13 protein-coding genes are annotated in these 16,543 nt (G+C 64.7%); 10 read left to right on the forward strand and 3 right to left on the reverse strand.

Annotated elements, in window-relative coordinates; genetic code table 11:
• Positions 1-234: 234 nt before the first annotated feature.
• Positions 235-1,860, reverse strand: coding sequence for a helix-turn-helix transcriptional regulator (locus QZ307_RS00255; RefSeq protein WP_295994166.1), 1,626 nt, complete (start codon positions 1,858-1,860; stop codon positions 235-237).
• Positions 1,861-2,188: 328 nt separating this feature from the next.
• Here QZ307_RS00255 and QZ307_RS00260 point away from each other — a divergent pair, with 328 nt between their 5' ends.
• From QZ307_RS00260 to QZ307_RS00280, 5 genes are all read left to right on the forward strand, one after another.
• Complete coding sequence (locus QZ307_RS00260; protein ID WP_295994168.1) at positions 2,189-4,627, forward strand: DMSO/selenate family reductase complex A subunit; 2,439 nt, start codon at positions 2,189-2,191, stop codon at positions 4,625-4,627.
• 14 nt (positions 4,628-4,641) lie between these two features.
• Complete coding sequence (locus QZ307_RS00265; RefSeq protein WP_295994170.1) at positions 4,642-5,265, forward strand: DMSO/selenate family reductase complex B subunit; 624 nt, start codon at positions 4,642-4,644, stop codon at positions 5,263-5,265.
• A 169-nt stretch (positions 5,266-5,434) separates the two neighbouring features.
• Positions 5,435-6,007, forward strand: a complete 573-nt coding sequence (locus QZ307_RS00270) for a 4Fe-4S dicluster domain-containing protein (RefSeq protein ID WP_295994172.1) — start codon at positions 5,435-5,437, stop codon at positions 6,005-6,007.
• A gap of 11 nt (positions 6,008-6,018) precedes the next feature.
• Positions 6,019-6,639, forward strand: coding sequence for a Tat proofreading chaperone DmsD (gene dmsD, locus QZ307_RS00275; RefSeq protein ID WP_295994174.1), 621 nt, complete (start codon positions 6,019-6,021; stop codon positions 6,637-6,639).
• Positions 6,640-6,646: 7 nt separating this feature from the next.
• Entirely contained in the window at positions 6,647-7,513 is an 867-nt protein-coding gene (locus QZ307_RS00280) for a DmsC/YnfH family molybdoenzyme membrane anchor subunit (protein ID WP_295994175.1), read from the forward strand.
• An 84-nt stretch (positions 7,514-7,597) separates the two neighbouring features.
• Here QZ307_RS00280 and QZ307_RS00285 read toward each other — a convergent pair whose 3' ends face one another.
• Positions 7,598-9,307: a LuxR C-terminal-related transcriptional regulator gene (locus QZ307_RS00285; protein ID WP_295994176.1), complete on the reverse strand. Its 1,710-nt coding sequence runs from the start codon at positions 9,305-9,307 to the stop codon at positions 7,598-7,600.
• A 350-nt stretch (positions 9,308-9,657) separates the two neighbouring features.
• On the opposite strand from QZ307_RS00285, the gene QZ307_RS00290 reads away from it, so the two are divergent.
• The 4 genes from QZ307_RS00290 to QZ307_RS00305 all read left to right on the forward strand — a co-directional run bounded on the left by QZ307_RS00290 (position 9,658) and on the right by QZ307_RS00305 (position 14,748).
• Positions 9,658-12,090, forward strand: coding sequence for a DMSO/selenate family reductase complex A subunit (locus tag QZ307_RS00290; protein WP_295994178.1), 2,433 nt, complete (start codon positions 9,658-9,660; stop codon positions 12,088-12,090).
• A 3-nt stretch (positions 12,091-12,093) separates the two neighbouring features.
• Complete coding sequence (locus QZ307_RS00295) at positions 12,094-12,708, forward strand: 4Fe-4S dicluster domain-containing protein (RefSeq protein WP_295994180.1); 615 nt, start codon at positions 12,094-12,096, stop codon at positions 12,706-12,708.
• A complete protein-coding gene (locus QZ307_RS00300; RefSeq protein WP_295994182.1) occupies positions 12,709-13,620 on the forward strand; it encodes a DmsC/YnfH family molybdoenzyme membrane anchor subunit in 912 nt (303 codons plus the stop codon). It abuts the gene before it with no gap.
• Positions 13,621-13,818: 198 nt separating this feature from the next.
• Complete coding sequence (locus QZ307_RS00305; RefSeq protein WP_295994183.1) at positions 13,819-14,748, forward strand: DmsC/YnfH family molybdoenzyme membrane anchor subunit; 930 nt, start codon at positions 13,819-13,821, stop codon at positions 14,746-14,748.
• A gap of 48 nt (positions 14,749-14,796) precedes the next feature.
• On the opposite strand, the gene QZ307_RS00310 is transcribed toward QZ307_RS00305, so the two are convergent.
• Positions 14,797-15,315 (reverse strand): metallophosphoesterase, encoded by a 519-nt coding sequence (locus tag QZ307_RS00310; RefSeq protein WP_295994185.1) that lies wholly within the window; start codon positions 15,313-15,315, stop codon positions 14,797-14,799.
• 200 nt (positions 15,316-15,515) lie between these two features.
• Here QZ307_RS00310 and QZ307_RS00315 point away from each other — a divergent pair, with 200 nt between their 5' ends.
• Positions 15,516-16,472, forward strand: coding sequence for a methylenetetrahydrofolate reductase (locus tag QZ307_RS00315; RefSeq protein WP_295994187.1), 957 nt, complete (start codon positions 15,516-15,518; stop codon positions 16,470-16,472).
• The last annotated feature ends 71 nt before the right edge of the window (positions 16,473-16,543 follow it).

Here is a 16,543-nt window from a genome sequence, read left to right on the forward strand (position 1 = left end):
GCTCCTGATCTGGGAAAATGCCGACAGGCAATTTGCTTGATGGAAATCACCCTCTGATTGGCCACCGAATCGACGGAAAACGGGGTTCGATTGGCCAAAAAGTTCCTATTAACGTCGTGTCGATGGAAAATACCCTCTGGTTGGCCACGCTGGACGCCGCGGGAGACGACGGAACCTGAACCCGTCGTCTGGACCCGTCGCATTCTCTTTCGCCGGCAGCGCACACGCGGCTCCCTACCCTTCGGCGGGTTCGAAGCTTTCTACCAGATCGATCAGCTCCTGGCGTTTGTGCACGTCCAACTTGCTGTAGATGCGCTTCGAATGGGTGCGGATGGTGTTCTCGGACACTACTAGCATCTCGGCAATGCGGGCCACGGAATTGCCGCGGGCAATCAGCTCGGCCACCTCGGTCTCGCGGGCCGACAGGCCATAGGCTTCGCGCACCATGGCCATTTGCTTGGAGAACCGATCGCGGTATTCGCTCTCGGGGTGGTTGTCGGGCTTGCTCCCTAGAGCGTCAAAGGCCGTGCCCTGGTGCTGGGTTGTGATTTCTCCCGTCAGCGTCGCGATCCCCGTTGGCCCACCGGCAGCTGCTGATGCCTCGTCTTCGTGAACACCCGCCGACGCCTGCGGGCGGCGCAGGGCCATCAGCTCGATCTCGTCGGCGGTGCTCTGGCCCATGGCCGAGCGGAAGCCGCCCTGGCCGATGAAGTACATGATGCCCAAAAGCCAAATGGCCACCACAACCACCAGCACCACCGAAGGCGCTCCAAACATGACCAGGGATTCCACGTAATGGCCGCCAATGAAGCCCACGTCGTGCAGGGCGTACACGATGCCGCCAAACAGGCCGTACACGAACACCGGGTTGATGCCGCCGTCGCGGGCCAGCTGAGCGCATTGGATCATCATCAGCATGATGGCCACGCTCCACAGCGCGTACAGCACCGCCGCCAGGGTGCGGGCATACTCGGGTCCCGCCAGGGGCAGCACCAGCAGCGCGGTGGTAACCAGGGGGAAGAACACGCGGTAGGCAGTGCCCACGCTGAAGCGTAGGTTCTTCACCGTCCAAGCACCCAGCAGCGCCACGGCAGCCACCAGGGTGGCCAGCATCGACAGCACGTTTACCAAAGAGCCCACCGAGGGCTCCACCACGGCGAGCGACCGCATGATGCCGGTGCAAAAGCCAAGGGCGCCTATGGCCAAAGCCGGACGCCACAAGTGCGAGGCCACATGACGATAGGTGCGCGGATGGTCGCGGGGAATGTCCTCGAACATGGGTTGGTCGAGGTCGATGGTGCGGCTTTTCAGCACCACGGCCAGGCCGAACAGCGGCAGAAACACCAGTGGAATAAGGTAGGCCGTTACGGCCACGGGAATCAGATACAGGGCGAAGTACAGCAGCGAGCCCCAAGCCGTACCTACAATAAGATTGCGATTACCCTCCTCGGCCTCTTGGCTGGCGAAGAGCCGTTGCCACAGCATGTAGAACCCCGCCGACCCCAGGCCTAAAAGACCGCCGCCTGCACATGCCAGCGGCAGGGCCGCTTCGGGGAAGTAAATTCCTCCGATAAGCAAGCACCAACCAAGGAGATAGGGCGTCACGACGATCTTGACGAGGAAATGGCGCGTTTGCTCGGGAAAGAAATACGTTCCCACGGCGCTTGCGAAAAAGCTCAGAGCGAACACCACCGACTGCGCCAGAAAGAACCAGAACAGCACTGAGGGAGTTTGGAAGTCCATGGGCAGGAAGGGAAACGATCCGCCCCAGACGCTGGCGGCGTTGATGGCCAGAAACAGGCCGTACCCAAGCGAAGCCACGTTCGGCTTGAGCATCATTATGAACGTCGGTGTCTGCACGCGATTCGTCCCCTCCCACTTGTCTGATAGTATAACGGCTTCGCAGGGTGCAGGAGGGACGGCTGCGCAAGGGTCACCCGAGCAACCACCTTTTTGATCTGGGAAAACGGGAAATTCACATGAGTTATGTGACACGGCGGGATTGCTTTGCAGCCTACAATGCAGCCCGACGGAGAAACCCGAAGGGGGCTTCGCCGCGAGGGCTCGAGGGCAAATTGAGGAGGCCGTCGAGCGAAGAGGAGGCTTGCCGTTCGCATTGAACGGCGGGCAAGGCGGAAGCCCGAAGCGCTACGCTGAGGGTGGACGAAACAAGAAAGAGGGAGGGACCATGACGAACTCTGAGAAGAGCGCGGTGTCGCGCCGCACGTTCGTGAAGGGCTCGGCACTCGCTGGGTTGGGAGCCGCGGCTCTCGGCACCACGTCGCTGTTCGGCTGTGCGCCGGCAGCCCAGGAGGAGGACCTGGCGGTTACGGGCGAGGAGGCTCAGCCCGTCGAGGACACCATCGTCTGGACGCATTGCGCCGTGAACTGCGGCAGCTGCTGCGCCCTGCAGTGCCACACGACCGATGGCGAAATCACGTACATCGAGTCCGACAACACCGGCGATGCCACCTTGGGCGAGCCGCAGCTGCGCGCCTGCTTGCGCGGTCGTTCCATTCGCCGCTGGCTGCAGAGCCCCGATCGCCTGAACACCCCGCTGAAGCGCGTCGGCAAGCGCGGCGAGGGCAAGTTCGAGGAGATTACCTGGGAAGAGGCGCTCGACACCATCGCTTCCGAGATGAAGCGCATTCGTGAGACCTATGGCGACGAGGCCATGACCTCGCACTACTCTTCGGGCGTGTGCCAGGGCCAGATCCAGGGCAACCCGGTCAAGCGCCTGCTCAACCTGACGGGCGGCTACTTGAACTACTACGGCTCCTACAGCTCGGCCCACATTGCCGCGGCTGGCACCTACACCTATGGCGGTGGCACCTACGGCAGCTCCTTCCTGTCCATCCAGCCGGGTCAGCTGGTAGTGCTGTTTGGCGACAGCCCGGCCGATACGCGCATGGGCGGGGGCGGCCACACCCACGACTTCGCCTATATTCGCGAGACCACGGATTGCCGTGTTATCACCATCGACCCCCGTATGACCGACACCACCTGCGGTCAGGGCGGCGAGTGGATTCCCATTCGTCCTGGCACCGATGGCGCGCTGTGCGCGGCTCTGGCCTACGAGATCATCAACAACGGCTGGGCTGACGAGGACTTCCTCCACACCTACTGCGTCGGCTATGACGAGGAGACTCTGCCCGAGTCCGCCAAGGGCAAGCATGCCTCCTACAAGGACTACATCTTGGGCAAGGGCCCGGACAAGACCCCCAAGACGCCGGCCTGGGCCTCGGCCATCACGCTCATTCCCGAGCAGCGCATCATTGACCTGGCGCGCGAGATGCACGAGTCCGATCCGGTCTACATCGGCCAGGGCTATGGCCCCCAGCGTCGCGCCAATGGCGAGATCACGGCCCGCGCCATCATGGTGCTGCCCCAGCTGCTGGGCCAGATCGGCCAGCCGGGCATGAACGACGGCCGTCGCGAGGGCTGCGCTTCGGTGGGCCTGGGCATGCTGCCGACGGGCGACAACCCGGTGACCACGAACATCCCCACCTTCGAGTGGCCCAACGCCATTCTGCACGGCGAGGAGCTGACGGCGCTGAACGCCGGCGTGCAGGGCGCCGACAAAATGTCGACGAGCATCAAGTTCATCTGGAACTACGCGGGCAACTGCTTGACGAACCAGCACTCCGACATCAACATGACCCACGACCTGCTGGCTGACGAGAGCCTGGTCGAGTTCATCGTCACCTCCGAGGTGTTCATGACCGACTCGGCGAAGTACTCCGACATCATCATTCCCGACCTGACTTCCCAGGAGCAGCTGAGCATTTCCTCCGACGGCTACTCGGACAACATGATCGCGGTCATTTTCGGTCAGCCGGTGTACGAGCCGAAGTTCGAGCGTCGCGGCATTTACGAAGTCTGCGCCGACTTGGCCGAGCGCCTGGGCGTGGGCGAGGAGTTCACCGAGGGCAAGACCCGCGAGGACTGGCTGCGCGAGATTTACGAGACGGCTCGCGAAACCAACGCCGAGGCTGGCATGGCTATGCCCACCTGGGACGAGGGCTTCGAAATGGGCGTTTGGAAGATGAAGCCCGAGCCCATCGTCATCCTGGCCGATTTTGTGGCAGACCCCGAGGCGAATCCGCTGCCCACCCCGTCCGGCAAGATCGAGATCTACTCCGAGACGCTCGCTGGGTTCGAGGAGACCTGGGAGCTGGCCGACGACGAGGTTGTCGCGGCCCTGCCCATCTACGACCCGGGCTTTTTGGGCTATGAGGCCTGCACCGAGGAGTATCCGCTGCAGATCACGGGCTTCCACTACAAGGCCCATACGCACTCCAGCTATGCGAACAACGAGGTCATCCAGACAGCGGCCCACCATGTGGCTTGGGTGAACCCGGTCGACGCAGCGGCCCGCGGCATCCAAAGCGGCGACACCATCCGCGTCTTCAACGACTGCGGTGAAATCCGCATCGAAGCTCGCGTGACGCCGCGCGTCATCCCCGGCAATGTGAGCATTCCGCAGGGTACGTGGCACGATGCCGACATGAACGGCGACCGCGTCGATCATGGTGGCTGCATTAACACGCTGACCAAGTATCGCCCCACTCCTTTGGCGAAGGCGAATCCGCAGCACAGCAATATCGGTCAAATTGAGAAGGCCTAAGGGGGAGGACGACCATGACTCAGTATGGTTTTCATTTTGACGGCACGCGCTGCACAGGCTGCAAAACCTGCGTGCTGGCCTGCAAAGATAAGAAGAATCTTTCCAACGAGATCAACTTCCGCAACGTCCAGGAGTATGGCGGCGGCAGCTGGAGCCAGAACGAGGCCGGGTGCTGGACCAACGATGCGTTCACCTATCATGTCTCCATCGCGTGCAACCACTGCGAGATGCCCATTTGCCTGGCGAACTGCCCGCAGGGCGCCATCTCTAAGGACGATGAGACTGGCATCGTAACGTCCGATCCCGAGAAGTGCATCGGCTGCGGCACCTGCATGAACTCCTGCCCCTACGGCGCGCCGAAGGTGGATCAGGAGCAGATGAAGAGCGTGAAGTGCGATATGTGCGCCAATCGCGTGGCCGAGGGCAAGCAGCCTATCTGCGTTGAGGCCTGCCCGCTGCGTGCTCTGGACTTCGGCGACATCGAGGAGCTGCGCGCCACCTACGGCGACGTGGCCGAGCTGGCACCGCTGCCGGCCGCTTCCGAGACGAAGCCGTCCCTGGTGATCACGGAGCCGGTGAATGCGAAGCCGGTCGGTGACACTTCTGGTGCCGTGTTGAATGAGGGCGAAATCCGCTAGCTACCATTCCCTCCCATGGTAGGATTGTCGGCGGCTCAAGGTAGGCTTGGGCCGCCGACGCCCATTTAGGGGCAAATGGGGTGGGGGAAGAGAAATCTGCGAGAGGGGGTGTGCGATGCAGTACGCGTTTCATTTCAATGCGAAGCGATGCACTGGATGCAAAACGTGCATGTTGGCCTGCAAGGATTTTCACAACCTTGGCTCTGCGGTGTCCTTTCGTCAAATCTACGAGTATGGCGGCGGCTCCTGGGAGCGCCATGATGATGGCACGGTGTCCCAGGACGCCTTTACCTACTATGTATCGGTGGCGTGCAACCATTGCGCCGATCCCGCTTGCGCCCAAGTGTGCCCGACGGGGGCCATGCACAAAGATGAGCGCGGACTGATGGGCGTGGACGTGCAGCGCTGCATCGGCTGCGGCTACTGCGCGCTGTCGTGTCCCTATCGTGCTCCGAAGGTGGATCGCGATGCAGGTCACAGCGTCAAGTGCGATGGCTGCACCAACCGTGTGGCCGAGGGCAAGCAGCCCGTCTGCGTCGAAGCCTGTCCCGTGCGCGCCCTGGATTTCGGGCCTGCGGACGACGTTGCCGCGCGTTACGGCGCCGAGAGCAACCTGTTGCCCCTGCCCGACGCTTCGGCCACCGCGCCGAACTTGGCGCTCGCCCTGCCCGCTTGTGTCGAGGCCGACCCCGAGCGCGTGGCTCGCGATGGCGCGGTGCTCAATCCCCGTGAAATTGTGTAGGAAGGAATGCAATGGAAGACGTCCTGTTCATTGGTACGGCCCTGGCGCCGTTTTTCCTAGAGGATCCCCATACCGGCGAGGCGCGGCCCTCGTTTGAGGCCATGGAGGCGCTCGAGGTAGAAGAAGCGGCGGTCGATTGGCCTTTCGTGGCCGAGGACGAGGCCCGCGAGGCCTTGGCGCTCATGCAGCAGGGGCTGGCCGCCGGCATCGACGACGAGGACCTCATGTGGGCCTATCGCCGCCTGTTCGTGGGGCCGGATCGCTTGGTGGCGCCCCCGTGGGGCTCGGTGTACACCGACCACGAATGCGTCATCTTCGGCGAGAGCACCTTGGCCCTGCGCGCGTGGATGCGCGCCCATGGCATCGAGCGCACCACCGATGAGCGCACGCCGGAGGACCACATCGGTCTGATGCTGGCCATGCTGTCTTTCCTGGTTCAAGAGCGTCCTGAGTTGGTGGACGAGTATGCAGCCGGACATCTGCTCACCTGGGCGCCTCATTATCTGGAGCAGCTCGAGCAAGCGGCCGAGCACCCCTTCTACGAGGGTTTGGCCCGCTTGACGCGCCGGAGCCTCGAGGGGCTGCAGCAGGAGCGCCGGCTGGACGTAACGGTTCCGCGTTTCTACCGTTAGGTGCGCCGTGGACGGGTTCTCCATTGCCTTCAACGAGATCACCCTGGTGCTGTTCACCACTTTGGCGCCGGCGGGGGCCGTGGGCTATCTGCTCATGAGCTTGCCGGTGTTGCTGGGGCGCGTGAACGAGGACGATCGCCGACGCCTTGACCAGTACTCGTGCCTGCCGCTGGCCATTGCCATGGTGGGGCTCATTGCCTCGGCTACGCATTTGGGGAACCCTTCGAACGCTCTGTACGTGTTCACGGGAGTGGGGCGCAGCCCGCTTTCCACGGAAGTGCTCTGCGCCGTCATCTTCTTGGCGCTGGCGGGCATGTACTGGCTCTACGCCTTTGCGGAACATCCGCGCCGGTGGCTGCAGCGCTGGCTGGTGGCAGCCGTGGACCTCTCCATCGTGCTGTTCGTGGTGTCCATCGCCTTCGCCTACCACGTGGATACCATCATCACCTGGAGCTTGCCGCTCGTTCCTGTGTCGCTTATGTTGAATGCGCTGGTGGGAGGCCCCGTTATCACGTTGTTGGGCTTTGCGGCGGCCGGTTATTGCGGCCACGGCCCCGGTGAGGGGCGTCTGCTGGTGGCCATGGCCGCCGTGGCGCTGGCAGCGAACGCTGTCGTGTACCTGGTTATGGGAGCGCAGCTGAGCGGCATGGCCAACGAGCTGGCCTCCGTTTCCCAGCTCGTGCCGGGGTTCGTGCCCTGTGTGGTGGCGTTCGTGCTGCTGGCGGCCACGGGCCTGACGGTGGCGTGGCGCTCCGTATGTCGCGGCCTGGCGGTGCGCCCCTTGGTGGTGGCTTCGCTGCTGGTGCTGGCTGGCATCTTCATCATGCGCTTCACCTTTTACATGAGCCACCTTACCGTGGGCCTGGGGGTCTAGGACGCAGGGCTCGAGGCGGGGCGTCAAGGGGTGGGAGGCGAAGGACCAAAAGCTGGAGCTCGCGGGTTCGACGCACGGCCCCTCTTAGGCGGAAAAGCCGTTGATGAGGTCGATCATGTCCTGCTTCTTGTGAATATCCAACTTGGCGTAGATGCGCTTGTTGTGGGTGCGCATGGTGTTCTCGGAAATGAACAGCATCTCGGCGATGGCCGGTCCCGAATAGCCGCGGGCGATAAGCTCCATCACTTCCGTCTCGCGCGAGGAAAGGCCGAAGGCGTCGCTGACGAGCCGGCATTGCAGTGCCAGGCGGTCGCTGGGGTGGTCTTCGGAAGCGCGACCGGAGACAGCTTCGGGACTTTTCGAAAGGGGCGTCGCCATCGGGGTTGAGCCGGGCCCCGCAACCAAAACCGAAGCTGGCACCCCGATGGCCTTCGGCTGATCGGCGTTTGCGCCGGAAGTTTCTTCTCGGGCGCCCGCGGCGCTCTCCGACGGGCCGCTTCCTTCCGTGCGGTCGCCGGGCAGCCCTTCCGCGCTCGGCGCCTGGCCCGCGTGCTCTTCGGCGGCCACCGTCGCTTCCATGCGGGGTCGCTCGAGCCCCAGGGCCAAAAACTCCAGGGCATCGCTGGCCCGGGTGGTTTGGCGGTAGCCGAACAACGACACCATCAGCAGCACGAAGAGCGAGGTAAGCGCCACCAGCGAGAAGGGCTCGGGCCCCCAGCTCGCCTCGATGCCCGAGAGGAACCCGGCTCCGTAGCCCGCCATTTGCGGCAGGTAGGCCAAGGCGCCGTAAAACGCGTAGATGAACAGGGGGTTGATGCCGCTGTCGCGGGACAGCTGGCCGCAGTGCATCATCATGAACACGCAGGCCAGCATGAAGCAGGCATTGCTGATGCCAAATCCCACGGTGGTGAACGCGCCGCCGGCAAAGGGCAGCACCATGAGGCAGACGGCCGTGACAGGGAAGAGGGTGCGGAACACTACGGGCAGCCCGATGCGCAGGGTGCGCCGTTGCCACAGGGTGTAGAACGCCAGCATGACGGCGAGCAGCAGCACCATCGAGAAGATGTTGATGCCGCTCATGATCTCCTGGTGCGTAATGGCGATGAAGCGGATGGCGCCGGCGCAGAACCCCAGGGCTCCTACCGACAGCGCCGGCGAGAGGGAGGCGCGCAGGGCGTTGCCGTAGACGGTGCGGTGCTCGCGGGGGTTGTCCTCGAACATGGGCTGGTCGAGCGACACGTCGCGATCGCCGAGCCACAGGCACAGGCCGGCCAGGGGCACGAGCACCAGGGGAATAAGGTACGCGGTCAAGGCCGCCGGCACCATGCAGATGCCCAGATACAGCAGAGCCGAATAGCCCGTCCCCTTGATGAGCGCCAAATTGCCCCGCTGGGCGTCCATGGCGGCGAAGATGCGCTGCCAGCGCATCATGAATCCCGCCAAGCCAAACCCTACCAGCACAGCGGCCGCGCCGATGAGCCAAGGCGCGAGCCCATCCAGGTACATGGCGCCCACCAGCATAAGCGGGCCGGCGCACAAAGGTCCGGCGAAGGCCAGCACCGACGAGCGCCGACTGATGGTAGGACGGCGCCAGATAAGCGCCATGGCTGCTACGAAGGTGAGGCCGAAGGCGAGCATCTGCAAACTGTAGTAGCCGATAGTGGCCACGTCGGTTTGGCACCAGACGGGAAGGTAGGGGAAGATGCCGCCCCAAATGGAAGCGGCGTTGATGGAAAGGATGACCGCATAGCCGAAACTGGCCACGTCGGGCCGGAGTGCCCGCAGTGCGCTCACGGCGCCCCCTTCCCCTCTTTTCAGCTTTCCGCGGCGCTCTCGGTTTGCGCAGACGGCCGCGTTTTCGTTGCGCTTATTCTAGCAGCCGCGCTGGGCGCGGGGGACGGTCAGGCGACGAAACTTGTCACCAGGTTACGGTCACCATCCAGCTTTGACCTGGTGTTTCTTAAAAACCACCAGAATCTGGTGACAAAGTTCGCGCTCGATTTGTCCTACCATGGCGTCAATCGCATGGCCAATGCAATGAGTTTTCGCGCCGCTTCCGCAGTCAGGATGCGGCGGGCGCGGAATCGGGCTCGACGGAGCCCGCGGAACCGCGCCGCAAGAGGAGAGACCCAAGGGAGGCTCACATGCAAGACGAGAAATGGTCCCTCGATCGTCGCACCTTCGTGAAGACCACTGGTGCGCTGGGCGCCTTGGCGGCCACGGGCGCGGGGGCGTCCGCCGCCTTCGCTACGATGGTGCCCGCAGCTCCGGCCGTGGCCGACGAAGCGATCGACGACGAGATTGTGTGGACCCACTGCCACGTGAACTGCGGCGGCGCCTGCGTGCTGCAGTGCCATGTACGCGATGGCGAACTGGCCTACGTGGAAACGGACACCAACGGCGACAGCACCTTCGGAGGCACCCAGGCCCGCGCCTGCCTGCGCGGCCGCTCCATCCGCTCGTGGATCGGCAGTGCCGACCGCCTCAACTACCCCATGCGCCGCGTGCCGGGCACCCGTCGCGGTGACGGCGAGTACGAGCGCATCAGCTGGGACGAGGCCCTCGACACCATCGCCAGCGAGTTCAAGCGCGTGGTGGACACCTACGGCAACGAGGCCGTGTTCATCCAGGAGTGCTCGGGCGTCGAGCAGAATATCATGATGAACAACCCCTTCTTCCGCCTGTTTAACCTGCTGGGCGGCGAAGTGACCCGCTATGGCAGCTACTCGAGCGCGTCCATCAACTTCGGCGCCTACCCCTACACCTACGGTGGCAGCTGGGGCAAGCGTTCGCTGAAGACGCTGCAGCCCGGGCAGCTGGCGGTTCTGTTCGGCTACGCCCCCAACGACATGCGCATGTCGGGCGACGGCGCCGGCTACGATTTGGCCGTGGCCATGCAGCAGAAGGGCGTGCGCGTTATCGTCATCGACCCGCGCCGCAACGAGACGGCGGCCAACCTGGGCGCCGAGTGGATTCCCATCGTGCCCGGCACTGATGCGGCCCTGGCCGCTGGCATTGCCCATGAGCTCATCACCAAGGACCTGGTGAACCACGAGTTCCTCGACACCTACTGCGTGGGCTTCGACGAGGCCACCCTGCCCGAGGACGCGAAGGGTAAAAACCTGTCCTACTGCGATTACATCCTGGGCACCGGCTACGACCAGGTGGAGAAAACCCCCGAGTGGGCGAGCGCCATCACGTCCGTGCCGGCCGAGCGCATCGTGCAGCTGGCCCATGAGATTGCCGAGGCCGACCCCTGCTACATCTGCCAGGGCCTGGGCCCCCAGCGTCACACCAACGGCGACAACGCCTCGCGCGCCATTATGGTGCTGCCCCAGCTGGTGGGCCAGGTGGGCCGTCCCGGCACGAACTCCGGCGGCACCACGGGCAACGACGATATCGGCCTGTCCTCGCTGCCGACGGGCGACAACCCCATCCAGGAGAAGTTCCCCAACTTCCTGTGGCCCGAGGCCATCCGCGACGGCGCGAAGCTGACTGCCACCAACGCCGGCATCATGAACGCCGACGGCCTGAAGTGCGGTATCAAGTTCCTGGTGAACTACGGCAACAACATGATGGCCAACCAGAACGCCGACATCAACTTCACCACCGACATCCTGCGCGACGAGAGCCTCTGCGAGTTCATCCTGCAGTACGACGTGGCCTGGACCGATTCCTGCAACTGGGCCGACATCGTGCTGCCCGACCTGACGCCCCAGGAAACCTACTCCCTGTCGGCGGCCGGCGAGGACAACGATATCTACGGCATCCGCTTCGGCCAGCCCATCGGCGAGCCGGCCTTCGAGCGCCGCGAGGTCTACGAGGTGTGCGGCGAGCTGGCGAAGCGCCTGGGCGTCTACGACGAGTACTCCGAGGGCGGCCTTACCCGCGAGGACTGGTGCCGCAAGCTCTATGAGGAGCTGCGCGCCGAGAAGCCCGAGATGAATCTGCCCACCTATGACGAGGGCGTGGCCACGGGCTCGTTCACCTGGGACGTGGAACCCTCGACGGACGTGGACGACTTCATTGCCGACCCGGTGGCAAACCCCCTGGAAACCGCTACGGGCAAGATCCAGATCTACTCTCCGGAGCTGGCGGAAATTGCCGAGACCTGGGAGTTGGGCGAGGGCGACGTCATCTCCGCCATCCCGGTGTACTACCCCGGCTACGACGGCCCCGGCACCACCACCGACGAGTACCCGTTCCTCATCGTGGACTTCCATGCCAAGGGCACGGTGCATTCCACGTACGCGCACCTGGACGTGCTGCACAAGCTTTCGCCCTTCCAGGCGTGGATCAACCCCATCGACGCCGAGCCGCTGGGCATTGCCGACGGCGACGCGGTGGCGCTCAAGAGCGCCCAGGGCGAGATGCGCACCATCGCGAAGGTGACGAACCGCGTCATCCCCGGCACCATCATGCATCCCCAGGGTGCGTGGCATTCGGCTGATATGAACGGCGACCGCATCGACTACGGCGGCTGCACGAACACCATTACCAGCCGCCACTGCAACCCGGTGTCCAAGGGCACGGGCCAGCACAGCGTGATCGGCTCGATCGAGAAGGTGGAGGGCTAACCCATGACTCAGTACGGATTCCATTTCGACGCCACCCGCTGCACGGGCTGCAAGACCTGCGAGGCGGCGTGTCGCGACTACCACAACCTGACGCCCGAGCAGACGTACCGCCACGTCTACGAGATCGAGGGCGGCGGCTGGAAGCAGGACGCGTCCGGTGCCTGGACCACCGATTCCTACACCTACTACACCTCGTTCGCCTGCCAGCACTGCGACAACCCGGCCTGCACCGAGGTGTGCCCCACGGGCGCCATGCACAAGGACGAGAACGGCCTGGTGTCGGTGGACGAGGAGCGCTGCATCGGCTGCGGCTACTGCGCCATGGCGTGCCCTTACGACAACCCGAAGGTCGACCGCGAGGCGGGGCATTCCACGAAGTGCAACGGCTGCGCCGAGCGCCTCGCCGAGGGCAAGAACCCCATCTGCGTGGACGCCTGCTCGCTGCGCGCTCTGCAGTTCGCCCCCGTCGACCAGTTGCCCGAGGGCGAGCGTGCCAACGTGGCCCCGCTGCCCGAGGCCAACGTGACCAACCCGAACTTGTACATCGTGCCCTGCGCAGCGTCGAAGCCGGCCGGCTCCACCGACTGCCGCGTGGCCAACAAACTGGAGGTGAAGTAAATGGGAACGGGATTGACTGAGGCGCCTTTGGCCCTGTTTACGACCTTGGCCCCCATGGCCGCGGCTTCGTTCATCGTGCTGGCCTATGCCTTTATCGCCGGCAAGCCCACGGCCGAAGAGGCCCGTCGCCTCGATCGCTGGACGGCCGTGCCCGCCGCGGTGATGCTGGTTGCTATCGTAGCCGCCTTCTTCCATCTGGCCAATCCGCTGGCCGCGGCCGGCGTGTTCGCCGGCGTGGGACGCTCGCCTCTGTCCAACGAGCTTCTGGTGGTAGTGCTGTTCTCGTTGGTGGCGCTCGTGTACTGGCTGCTGGGCCTGGCAGGCAAGCTGCCGGCCCAGGGCGGCGCCCGCGCGGGGCTGCTGGTAGTGCTGGCGATCGGATCAGTAGTGCTGGCCTGCGCCTGCGGCATGGCCTATCTCATCCCGACGGTTCCCACCTGGGACAACCTGCTGGGCGTGGTGGCCATGGTGGGCTACGCGCTGATTGGCGGCGCGGCCCTGGGCGCTGTGGTGTGCGCCGGAGCCCGCGTGACGCTGCCGAAGAGCGCGCCCGTACTGGGCGCCGCATTGGCGGCCGTGGGCTTGGTGTTGGCTCTGGGTGCTTGGGCCGCGCAGATGGCCGGTTTGAGCGCCGTGGTGAACATCTGGGGTCCCGCAAGTGCCCTTGTGCCTGACTTGGGCCTGATGGTGGGCTTGTTCGCCCTGTGCGCCGTGGCCTGCGCCGTGCTCCTCTTCCTGGGGAAGAAGGGTATTGGGGGAGCGGCCGGCGCGGCGACGACTGGCGCTGCCTCCGCGGCTCCGCGTGTCGTGGCCCTGCCGGTGTTCGCCGTGGCCGCCGTGGTGCTGGCCGCCGTGGGCATTTTCGTCCTGCGCATTGCCTTCTACGGCCTGTACATGGGCATCGCCCTGTAGGTGCTTCCGCGGCTACCTGCGCAAGGCCAGCCGCTCGAATTCGCCGATGCGACGATAGGGAGGGCATCGCGTCTCCGGTGAATTCCTGGCATAATCAGCGGCAGCTCCGATAGCTCGGGGCTGCCGTCGTTTGGCGCCTGAGGCGTCAACGGGCCCGGCGTCGACGCGTCGGGTCCACGAGCGTTCGAGAGGAGCATCATGGAGACCGCACTGACCGAGATCACGCTTGTGCTGTTCACCACCATTGCGCCGGCGGGCCTGGTGGGCTATGGCGTGATGGCCCTGTACTCGCTGGTGGCCTCCGAGCGCGCCCAGGCCGAGGCGGCCAGCCGCTACCTGGTGGTTCCGCTCGTGCTGGTCATTACCGGGCTCATTGCCTCGGCCACCCATCTGGGAACGCCGGCCAACGCCCTGTACGTGCTGGCCGGGGTGGGGCGCTCTCCGTTGGCCAACGAGGTAATTGCCGTCGTGGCCTTCCTCGTGGCAGGCGGGGCCTGGTGGATGGTGTCATTCCGCGACGATATTACGCTGGGCGTGCGACGTGCGGCGGTGGCCGTGGTGCTTCTTGCGGCGCTCGTGGCTCTCTATTTCATATCCGTGGCCTACAGCGTGCCGTGGATTCCCACCTGGGCCTTGCCTACGGTGCCGCTGACGCTGTTCCTGAACGCGCTGGTCAGCGGCGTGGTCGTAGGCTTGCTCGGCCTCGCGGTGGCGCGCCAGCAGCCCTCTCCGCGGTTCGTTGCGGCGGCGCTTGTCGTGGCTGCTGTTGCGGCGGTGGCCAACGGGGCGGTGCTGCTGGTTCAATGGCATGAGCTTGCCGCCATCGAAACCACCCTGGTGGCTGCCCCCGATCTAGTGCCTTGGACGCCCGCGGCCATTGGTGGCTTCCTGGTGCTTTCCTTGGCTGCGCTCGCCTTGTGCGCCGTGGCCGAGCGCTGCCGAAAGGCGCGGCGGGGCGTTCCGTCTGAGAAGAATGCCCTGGTTGCGGGCGCAAGTGAAGGGGCGGCTCCGGCCTCCGTGCGCCGCGGGCGCCCGTTGCTGCTAGGTGCGGCCGTGCTGTTGGTGCTGGTCGCCTGCTTCCTCGTGCGCTTCACGTTCTACGCCATGCGCATGACCGTGGGGGTGTAACAGCCCTGCATCTTACCGTGGGCCTGGGGGTGTAGCAGCCCCGTCGCGCTATTTCTCGAACAGCACCTTGCCGTTGAGGTCCTCGATGACCGTGCGCAGGATGCGGCCGTTCTCTACGTCCATCTTTGCCAGGGTGCGCCCGTATTCGCTGCGGGGGCGGTACACGGCGCCGGGGCACAGCAGGATGCTGGCCGGTCGCGCATCGGGACCGGTTACCAGGCGGGGCACGTGGGTGTGGCCGTGAATGATCACATCGGGCAGCGGGTCGCCGGGGGCCAGGGCCGCCGAGCCCGAGAAGCTGATGCGCACGTCGCCGGGCTTGTGGCCTACCAAGAAGCGCACGCCGTCGATGACGGGGTGGGCGAAGTGGCTGACGGCGCTCCCGTATTCGTCGAAGTCGTTGTTCCCCAGCACGGCGGTGACCGGCGCCAAGGTTTCCAGCTCGCGCAAGATGGCGGGCCCGCAAATATCACCGGCGTGGATGATGGCGTCGCAGTCGGCCAGGGCGGCGTAGGCCTTCGGATCCAGGGAACCGTGGGTGTCTGAAAGAATGCCGATGCGCGTCATGGATGCTCCTTCGCCTGGCCCGATGGCCATCCTTTGGTCTTTTGCATAACCGCAGGGCAAAGCCGTTGTTTCGTCTTTGCCGCTTCTCTTTATAATAACGGTTGCATCAAGCCTTGAGGATAGTGGTTGCGTAACGGTCGCCCTGGCCTCAAGGTCTTGGTTTCCCAATTATGTTCGAGAAAGAGAAAGCCGAAGCCCCCATGAAAACCGTCGCCCAGGTATTTGAAGACTGCCGCGCTTGCGGCACGCTGCCGTTTTCGGTGGAGATGTTCCCGCCCAAAGGACAGCTGACCCTGGATGCGGCGCGCGAGGTAGTGGGTGGCATGGCCCAGGCGCGGCCCGACTTCGTGTCGGTGACGTGTTCCGCCGGCGGCAGCGGCAACGCGGGGCAGACGGTCCCCATCGCCCAGCTGGTGCAAGACGAGGCCGCAATTCCGTCCGTAGCGCACTTCACCTGCGTCAACGCCACGCACGAAACAGCCCGGGCGGCCATTGAGGAGCTGCGAGAGGCCGGGGTGCGCACGGTGCTGGCCCTGCGCGGCGATCTGATCGACGGCCAGGAGCCGGTGGACTTCCGTTACGCCTGCGACTTGATTCCCCTGCTGAAGGAGGCCGGCCTGTGCGTGGGCGCGGCTGCCTATCCGGAGGGGCACATCGATTGCTTGGATCCGCGTCGGAACATCGAGCACTTGAAGGCGAAATACGAGGCTGGCGCCGATTTCTTCGTGACGCAGCTGTTCTTCACCAACGACGACTTCTACCGTTTCCGCGAGGCGGCCCAGGCGGCCGGCGTGGAGGCGCCCATCACCTGTGGCATTATGCCGTTTCTGGGGAAGTCGCAAATCCAGCGCATGGTGTTCCTGTGCGGAAGCTCGCTGCCGGCGCCTATCATCAAGTTGCTGGCGAAGTACGAGGACGATCCTGTCTCGCTGCGCCAAGCGGGTATCGAGTATGCCTGCCGCCAGCTGGTTGACCTGGGGCGCCATGGCGTGGACGGCCTGCACGTGTACGCCATGAACCAGCCCGATATTGCCCAGGCCGCGGCCGCTGCGATAGCGGCGGCCGGGCTGCGGCCAGCCCTGGCGAATGCCGATGACGTGGTAGCATCTTCGGGCGCTGCGGGGGTAACCGCCGCAGCGCTGCACGCGACCAATTAACGGAGGACCCTCGCCAAGGTGTCCTGCCTGCTACTTTTCTGACAGCGCGGCAGCACGGCGAAGGCAACCCA

This window comes from uncultured Adlercreutzia sp. (assembly GCA_910585575.1).
Taxonomy (GTDB): Bacteria; Actinomycetota; Coriobacteriia; order Coriobacteriales; family Eggerthellaceae; genus Adlercreutzia.

Coding starts and splice junctions, on each gene's coding strand:
- QZ307_RS00260 (WP_295994168.1), top strand. CDS start 2,189: ATGACGAACTCTGAGAAGAGCGCGGTGTCGCGCCGCACGTTCGTGAAG.
- QZ307_RS00265 (WP_295994170.1), top strand. CDS start 4,642: ATGACTCAGTATGGTTTTCATTTTGACGGCACGCGCTGCACAGGCTGC.
- QZ307_RS00270 (WP_295994172.1), top strand. CDS start 5,435: ATGTTGGCCTGCAAGGATTTTCACAACCTTGGCTCTGCGGTGTCCTTT.
- dmsD (WP_295994174.1), top strand. CDS start 6,019: ATGGAAGACGTCCTGTTCATTGGTACGGCCCTGGCGCCGTTTTTCCTA.
- QZ307_RS00290 (WP_295994178.1), top strand. CDS start 9,658: ATGCAAGACGAGAAATGGTCCCTCGATCGTCGCACCTTCGTGAAGACC.
- QZ307_RS00295 (WP_295994180.1), top strand. CDS start 12,094: ATGACTCAGTACGGATTCCATTTCGACGCCACCCGCTGCACGGGCTGC.
- QZ307_RS00300 (WP_295994182.1), top strand. CDS start 12,709: ATGGGAACGGGATTGACTGAGGCGCCTTTGGCCCTGTTTACGACCTTG.
- QZ307_RS00305 (WP_295994183.1), top strand. CDS start 13,819: ATGGAGACCGCACTGACCGAGATCACGCTTGTGCTGTTCACCACCATT.
- QZ307_RS00310 (WP_295994185.1), bottom strand. CDS start 15,315: ATGACGCGCATCGGCATTCTTTCAGACACCCACGGTTCCCTGGATCCG.
- QZ307_RS00315 (WP_295994187.1), top strand. CDS start 15,516: ATGAAAACCGTCGCCCAGGTATTTGAAGACTGCCGCGCTTGCGGCACG.